Below are 8,197 nucleotides of genomic sequence, written 5' to 3'. Positions count from 1 at the left end.
TCCCGAGGCTTTCGCCTCAGTGACACGATTGGATACGGGCTCGCCGCTTACAGTTGCGGGGGCAGCGCCGGCATTGCATCAGTCCAAGTAGACTGAAAGCGCACCGGCTTCCCTCTTAGCTCCGGGTCAAGCGGGACCCGGAGAACCTCGACAGCTTCGAATATCTGCAAGAGAGGGGGCGCGTCAACCTCTCTCCGCTCACGTACACTGTGGCATGCCGGACGGAACGATCGTGCAAGCCCTTTTTAGGTAAGCCCTGTAATGACCGGAAAGCCCGGCCTCCTCGCGAGGCCGGGCTTTTTGCATGCCTTGACCTTCGTCGGGATGGAAATCGGTACCGGGTTGTTCCATGCTTGCCGCAAACGCCTCGTCAAGAAGGCGCGCGCAGTCACAACCATCAGGGTAGGAAATCATGAAAAGAAGAGACTTCATCAAAGTCACCGGACTTGGCGCCGCAGGCGCCGCCACTCTCGCTGCTCCCGCTATCGCGCAATCGATGCCGGAGATCAAATGGCGCATGCCGACGAGTTGGCCGAAATCGCTCGATACGCTCTATGGCGGCGCCGAGATGATGTGCAAGATGGTCGCGGAGGCGACCGACAACAAATTCCAGATCCAGATCTTCGCCGCCGGCGAGATCGTGCCGGGCCTGCAAGTGCTCGACGCCGTGCAGAACGCGACCTGCGAGATCGGCCACACCGCGTCCTACTATTACTTCGGCAAGGACCCGACCTTCACCTTCGGCTCGTCGGTGCCGTTCGGCCCCAACATGCGCATCAATCAGGCCTGGTACATGCTGGGCGGCGGCCGTGAAGTGCTCAACGAGTTCTACAAGAGCTACAACGTGATCTCGCTGCTTGCGGGCAATACCGGCTGCCAGATGGGCGGCTGGTTCAGGAGAGAGGTCAACACGCTCGGCGATCTCGAGGGCATGAAATTCCGCATCGGCGGTTTTGCCGGTCGCGTGCTCCAGAAGCTCGGCGTGGTGCCGCAGCAGCTTGCCGGCGGAGATATCTATCCAGCGCTGGAGAAGGGCACCATCGACGCCGCCGAATGGGTCGGTCCCTACGACGACGAGAAGCTCGGCTTCTACAAGATCGCGCCGCACTACTACTATCCGGGCTGGTGGGAAGGCGGTCCAATGCTGCTCGCCTTCGTCAACCTCGACAAATGGAATGCGCTGCCGAAGTACTATCAGAGCGTTCTGGAGCAGGCCGGCCACTATGCCAACAACTACATGATGTCGCGCTACGACCAGGCCAATCCGATGGCGCTGCGCAAGCTGCTTGCGAACGGCGCCAAGCTGCACGCCTTCCCGCCGCCGATCATGGACGCCTGCTTCAAGGCGGCGAAGGAGCTGCATGCCGAGGTCAGCGCGACCAATCCCAACTTCAAGAAGGTGTACGAGTCCCTGACCAAGTTCTCGAACGACGGCTACGCCTGGTTCCAGGTCGCCGAAGTCGGCTACGACATCTTCATGGCGCGTCGCTCGCAAGGCTGATCACGCCCACGGTTGCGGCTCGATCATTCGTCAAGCAGCGAAAACCGGTCTCGCAAGGCGAGGCCGGGTTTTTGCATTGGGAGGACACTGCCTGACGCCCGTCGCGGCGCGGCTCCAATCGTCAGAACTGTAGGATGGTCGAGCGAAGCGAAACCCATCATCAGGCATTGACGCGATATGCGATTCAGCACGATGATAGACTGGTCAGGGCCTTTCCTGCGGTAATGTCTTCAGCGCGTATCGTCGGCAGACATGTCGAACTCTCTGTGTGCTTAGCGGCTTATTGCCAAGGGCAGCGCGTCGATGAAACGTTGGATTCCGAGGATCGCCAAGGCCGGCTTGCTTGCAGTGACCATCCTGGTGGTTCTGGCAGGTTCGGGACTTGGATTTCGCGCTTATCGCCAGAACATCAGCGCACGTGTCCTCGCGATTCAATCTCCAAACGGAATCCAGGAGGGAATGTACGTCAAAATCGGCGGCATCGATCAATGGATTCAGATTCGCGGCGAAGATCGCGGCAACCCGGTTATCCTCTTTGTTCACGGTGGCCCAGGTGCATCGACCATTCCGATCTCGTCGAGCTGGCAGCCGTGGGAAAAATATTTCACGGTCGTTCAATGGGACCAGCGTGGCGCTGGACGTACCTTACGCATGACCGGCGAATCGATTGCGGCGACCATGACCTTGGCGCAAATGACGCAGGACGGCGTCGAAGTGGCGGAGTATCTTCGAGCGCATCTTCATAAGGACAGGATTGTCTTGATCGGGCATTCATGGGGCTCGTTTCTCGGCATCCATATTGTCAAGCAACGCCCGGACCTGTTTTATGCGTTTGTTGGCACCGGGCAAGTCGTCGGCAAGCAAACCTTCGAAAAGCAGTTCGAACTCACCGTTACTCATCTAAAGGCACTCGCGCAGGCCGCAAACAATGGAGTGGCGTTGGCGGAGCTAGCATCTATTTCCCCGTCCCCAGGTTGGGATCCAAGCAAGCACGCCATCATGCAAAAGTGGGAAAAACTGCTCCCCCTTCCTTCGATCGAAGCATTCCAGCTCGTCAGCCCGATCCCGCCGCCTTTCATGCCGGATTTTTCGCTGCTCGATTGGTACTATTGGCGAAGAGGAATTTCGTTTTCAGCGACGCAACTGCGCGGGAGGAACGGGCCAATGCTTCGGAGCGACCTGTGGTCTCTAGGCACTGATTTTTCGATTCCACTGTTCTTTTTCGAAGGTACAGAAGACTTCAATACGCCGGTTGAGCCTGTCTACTCATACTTTCAACGAATGAAGGCGCCACAAAAGGAATTCGTGCTGTTCGAGGGCGCCGACCATTTTATTCCGTTGGATCGTCCCGATGAGTTTCTAACGCAATTGATAAAGCACATTCGACCGCTAGTTGGACTGTCGGATGGGTAGAGCGCAGCGAAACCCATCATCCCTCCCGAAGTGATCAAGGGCACTGCTACCATCGTCGTCCAGGGCCCACCGTTAGGCGATGGATTTGAGTGATGGGGCTAGGAGTGTCTCACCGAATGTTCGACATACCAGTGATGTCCTAGTCGAGAAGACTTTGAACCGTACGCTGGTACCTGCGATCGCAACAGAAGTTTTAGCTTGCCTACGGGAACATCCGTGCGCAGGATAATCGCGCAGTCTCGCCGTGCCCGGTCGGCGAATCTCGGCGTGGCCGCCTGAAGCGTTCGGGTTGTGTGCCAAGATGACCGATCTGCAGCACTGGCTGGAAGAGATTGGACTGGCTCAATATTTCGAGCTGTTTGCCAGGAATGACGTTGATTGGGAAATCCTGCCGGATCTGACCGAGAGCGAGTTGGAAAAACTCGGCGTTTCTCTGGGGCACCGGAAAAGGCTCATCAAGGCACTACAGGCTCGTTGCGAGACGTTGCAGGTCTCCAACCGACCTGTTGATCCCAGGTCGACGCCGGCGGCAGCCCAGAGTGCCGAGAGGCGCCACCTCACTGTGCTCTTTTGTGATCTCGTAGGTTCGACTTCGTTGTCTGGGCAGCTCGATCCCGAGGAGACGCGTAAGATCCTTTTTGACTTCCAGCGCTGTTGTGGTGACGCCATTCGTCGCTATGACGGGCATATAGCACGTCTTATGGGCGACGGAGTTCTCGCCTATTTCGGCTTTCCATCGGCCCACGAGGATGATGCCGAACGTGCGGTGAAGGCGGCTTTGGAGATCGTTCAGTCAGTTCCAGCCGTGACCATACCGATCGCCGGAAAGCTCGAGGTCCGGATCGGTATTGCAAGTGGCCTCGTGGTTGTCGGTGATCTGATCGGGGAGGGGCCTTCGCGCGAATTCGCGCTCGTCGGCGATGCGCCAAACCTGGCGTCGCGCTTGCAAGCCTTGGCCGAGCCCAGCCAGATATTGATCGCTCCACGCACTCGGCTCCTGCTCGGCGGGCTGTTTGAATTTGCCGACCTTGGTGATCACAATTTTAAGGGATTTGAGCGACCGGTTCGTGTGTGGCGGGTCGTCGCGTCAGGTTCGCTATCGAGTCGCTTTGAGGCGCGCACTTCATCGCATTTGACGCCCCTGATTGGTCGGCAGGATGAAGTGCGCCTGTTGCACAAGCAGTACAGCAAGGCGAAGCAGGGCAAAGGCCAGATGGTCCTGATTTCCGGCGAGCCTGGAATAGGCAAGTCTCGGCTTGTCCTGGCCCTGCGACACCGACTGGCCGAAGAGAGATACGGTTTCCTGCAATTTCAGTGCTCGTCGTATCATACGAGCAGCGCGCTACATCCAGTCATTCATTACCTGGAGCATGCCGCCGATATAACTCGCGATATCTCGCCTGCGGTTCGATTGAACAAGTTGGAGGACCTGGTACGCCGGACGACAGAGCAAGCCAAATCAATCGTTCCGTCGTTAGCCGCGTTGCTGTCAATTCCGATGGGAGATCGTGACCTTCAGCGAGAGCTGACGCCCGAGCAGCTAAAGGGCCAAACCTTCAGCGCTCTCCTCGCTCTGCTGCAGGCCAGTGCCGAGCAGCAACCGGTTGTTCTCGTATTCGAGGACGTACATTGGGCAGATCCAACCTCCCTGGAGCTGCTTCGGCGCATCCGCGACAACGTCAAGAATTGGCGGATGTTGGTCGTCCTGCTGCATCGTCCGGATCTTACTCTGCCTTGGGCCGAACAACCGCACGTGACCTCGTTGACGGTCAATCGATTGGATCGGCAGCAGGTGACTTCGATGCTCCAATCTCTGACCAAGGGCAAAGACTTGCCGCGGACTGCAATCGATCAAATTCTGGTCAAGACGGATGGCGTGCCACTCTTTGTCGAGGAAATCACGAAGGCAGTCCTCGAAAGCGGAGGCATTGGATCGCGCGAGGAACGTTCTGGTGCACATTCCATGCTGCTGGTGCCAGAAACATTGCATGACTCGCTAATGGCTCGTTTGGACCTGCTCGCACCAGCGAAAACCGTCGCTCAGATCGCATCCGTGATCGGTCGTGACTTTTCCCTTGAGCTGCTGAAGGCGACGGCCCCGTTCTCGGAAAGCGATGTTCAGGCAGCCGTCGATCGGTTGTTGGCATCCGGTCTGGTGTTCCGAACCGGTCACCTGAGCGATCAGAGCTTCTCCTTCAAGCACGCACTCCTTCGAGACGAAGCCTATGCGAGCATACTCAACGACCAACGCCGAAAGCTTCACGGAAGAATCGCGGACATCCTATGCAGAGACTTCCCGAAAGATGCTCATGCTGCTCCTGAAATCGTTGCACAGCACTATGCCGAAGCTGGCAGAGCCAAACTAGCGATCGATTATTGGACAAGGGCTGCTCGGCAAGCCAGCGCCCGATCTGCTTTTGTCGAAGCCAGTACCCACCTTCAATTGGCTCTCAAGCGGCTGACCGAGTTTCCCTCGGACATGGAGCGCGATAATCTCGAGTTGCAATTGCAGCTGTCGCTGGGAAACGCCTTCGCGGCTTCAAAGGGGTTTGCCGCCACGGAGACCGTTGAGGCCTACAAACGGGCGCTTGACCTGTGCAGCACTGCCAAGAATTCCGATCAGAGATTTGCGGTACTCAATGGGATCATTGCCTTCCATGTCACGCGAGGCGACTTCGAGCAGTCTCGGACATTGGCAGAGGAGTTATTGGCGAGAGCCCAGCAGCAGGACAATCCGATGCCCAAGCTGATCGGGCATCGTGCTCTCGGCCAGGCGCTGTTTCTGATCGGCGAACTGGCCGCTGCGCGTGACCACCTGGTGGACTCGCTCGGATTGTACGATGAGACGCATCACGCACCGCTCACCCCGATTGTCTCGCAAACCTATTTGACGCTTGCGTCTACGCTGCTCGGGGACATCGATCGGGGCCTGGCATTTGGCCAAAACGCGGTGCGACTCGCCGAGCAGCAGCGGCATCCGCATAGCCTCTGTAATGCGCTCGCTTTTCTGGCGGGAGCGCATGTGCTACGTGGCGACCCTGAGGCAGGTTATCCGATTGCCGAACGAACGGTCGTGCTGGCCTCCGAGTATGCTTTTCCGCTTTGGTTGGCTGGCGGCCGAATGCTGCGAGGCTGGGCAAGTTGTCATCTCGGAAATGTGGAAGAGGGCCTTCCTGAGCTTCGCAAGAGCGTGAGGGCGCTGGAAGCGACTGGTGCGCTGATCTGGGTGCAGTTCGCCCGCTATCTCCTGGCCCAGGCCCTCGCGAAATCAGCACAGGTCGCCGATGCCATGAAGCTCGTTGATCAGACGTTGCTGACCGTAGCTGGAACGAGCGGACGCTGGTACGAGGCCGAGCTTCATCGGTTAAAGGGCGATTTGCTGGTCGGTGGAGGCGGCTCTCCAGCAGCCGCAGAAATCTGCTACGAAAAGGCGATAGCTGTTGCCGCACGGCAGGGAGCGCGGCTTTGGCAATTGCGCGCCTCGAATGCCCTTGCCGGGCTATGGTGCAATCAGGGCAAGATCCCGGAAGCGCACGCCTTGTTGACCCCACTCGACACCAGCTTTGACGGGAAGACCATCGTACCGGATCTGCGGCGCACGAAGGCGTTGCTTGCCGAAGGCGCAGTGGCTGAGGGGTTCACTCCGGAAGTCCGGCCTTGCGCAGCCCCTCGATGATCATCCGACTCCGTTGACCACGCGCCATCAGTTTCGATATCCGGAATTCAGGTTCGATCTCGAGAAGTCGGGTCGCCGTCTTCTTGGCTTCCATATCCTGCCCAAGGTGCGTGAGCGCAGCCGCAAGGCAGCGATGGGCCGCCCCGTAAGTCTTGTCCCTTTGTAGAGCCTTCCTGGCGGACGCGACTGCCTCATCGAAACGACCGAGGTCGATCAATGCACAGCCGATCCCGACCAGATTTGAAACGAGTAGCCGGTCAAATGGACTCAATCGAATCGCACGCTCAAAGCTCCTGATCGCCTCTTCAGGCCGCCCCGCTGTGAGGTAAGTCCAACCTCGATGGACCCATGCGTCGGCCGCATTAGGGTTGGCAGAAACCGCGCGGTCGGCCAGGTCTTTGGCGGTATCGAAATCGGAAGTCCACATCGACGTTGCGCGGCTAAGTGCGCTCAACGCCTCACAGTCGTTCTCGTCAATGCGAATTGCCAACCGGAGCAGCCGAAATCCTTCCGCAATCGCCGCAGCTTGCGACTTCGGATCGGCCGCCCATTCCTCTGCAACATTTACGAAGTGGCAGGTGCCCGCAAGGGTCGCAGCAAAGCCGTACCCCGGGTCAATCTCCAATGCGCGAGAAGCAAGCCGAAGCGCCTCGGCTGCTCCTTCGGGGGTGCGCGAGTTCAGATGCGGTACCGCTCGAAGGCAGAGGTCGTAGGCACTCAGGTCGTTCGGCCGACGCGCCGCCAAACCGATTTCAATTTGAAACATTTTGGGTGCAACGGCCGAGACGACACTCTCGGTCATGCGATCCTGGAGAGCGAATATATCGGTCAGGTCACCCTCAAAGCGATCAGCCCAAAGGTACATCCCCGTCGCGGCATCGATCAGTCGGCCAATGATGCGGACTTTTCCCGCTGCCTTGCGCACGCTGCCCTCTAGCACGTATCGCACACCGAGTTCGCGCCCGACCTGCTTGATGTCGACGGCTTTGCCCTTGTAGGCAAAACTGGAATTGCGTGCGATCACGAAGAGAAATTTGAACCGTGACAGCGCAGTGGTGATTTCGTCCACCATGCCGTCAGCAAAATAGTCCTGATCGGGATCACCGCTCATGTTTTGGAACGGCAATACCGCTATCGAGGGTCTGTCCGGAAGCGCGGGGACTGATTTGGACGGATCTACGCGATCGTCGGGAAATGCGATGGGTCCGGGGACTTCCAGCACTGGCCCGAGGAAGCGGAAGCCCTTGCGTGGTAGGGTTTTGATGAGGCGCTGCTCCTCGCCGGAATCGCCAACAACGCTTCGAGCGACATTGAGACGGGTCGTCAGGGCTGCATCCGATACGACGCGGCCGTTCCAAATGGCATTGATTAAATCGTCCTTGCCGACCACGCGCTCCCTGTTGCGGATCAGATATTCGAGGAGGTCGAATACCTGCGGCGCAACGGAGATCATTTCCGTCCCGCGACGCAACTCGCGCCGGTCGGTGTCGAGCACGAAGTCCTCAAAGTGGTAGCGCAATCTACCAGTCCTTCAGGGGCTTCTGATCGTGGCAGCCCTGAACCTAGACAATAGGCGCTGGCGACGAGAATGTAAGCCGAATGTGTGC

At 58.3% G+C, this 8,197-nt stretch carries 4 protein-coding genes and 1 riboswitch; of the genes, 3 read left to right on the top strand and 1 reads right to left on the bottom strand.

Annotated elements, in window-relative coordinates:
• Positions 1-165, bottom strand: a riboswitch (cobalamin riboswitch). This riboswitch is flagged as partial in the annotation.
• 247 nt (positions 166-412) lie between these two features.
• From SO156_RS41560 to SO156_RS41550, 3 genes are all read left to right on the top strand, one after another.
• The gene (locus tag SO156_RS41560) at positions 413-1,501 is read left to right on the top strand and encodes a TRAP transporter substrate-binding protein (RefSeq protein ID WP_498538846.1); all 1,089 of its coding nucleotides are present in this window, start codon (positions 413-415) and stop codon (positions 1,499-1,501) included.
• Between the two features lie 303 nt (positions 1,502-1,804).
• Positions 1,805-2,914, top strand: a complete 1,110-nt coding sequence (locus SO156_RS41555) for an alpha/beta fold hydrolase (RefSeq protein WP_498538845.1) — start codon at positions 1,805-1,807, stop codon at positions 2,912-2,914.
• A 301-nt stretch (positions 2,915-3,215) separates the two neighbouring features.
• On the top strand, positions 3,216-6,590 hold the full coding sequence (locus SO156_RS41550; RefSeq protein ID WP_498538844.1) for an AAA family ATPase: 3,375 nt from the start codon (positions 3,216-3,218) through the stop codon (positions 6,588-6,590).
• Here SO156_RS41550 and SO156_RS41545 read toward each other — a convergent pair.
• Positions 6,553-8,085, bottom strand: a complete 1,533-nt coding sequence (locus SO156_RS41545) for a winged helix-turn-helix domain-containing tetratricopeptide repeat protein (protein WP_458150064.1) — start codon at positions 8,083-8,085, stop codon at positions 6,553-6,555. The genes SO156_RS41550 and SO156_RS41545 overlap by 38 nt on opposite strands.
• Positions 8,086-8,197 lie beyond the last annotated feature (112 nt).

The organism is Bradyrhizobium sp. UFLA05-125, from assembly GCF_059803515.1.
The sequence above is the reverse complement of the archived record's forward strand: the minus strand, read 5'-3'. Positions and strand labels throughout refer to the sequence as shown.

Coding starts and splice junctions, on each gene's coding strand:
- SO156_RS41560 (WP_498538846.1), top strand. CDS start 413: ATGAAAAGAAGAGACTTCATCAAAGTCACCGGACTTGGCGCCGCAGGC.
- SO156_RS41555 (WP_498538845.1), top strand. CDS start 1,805: ATGAAACGTTGGATTCCGAGGATCGCCAAGGCCGGCTTGCTTGCAGTG.
- SO156_RS41550 (WP_498538844.1), top strand. CDS start 3,216: ATGACCGATCTGCAGCACTGGCTGGAAGAGATTGGACTGGCTCAATAT.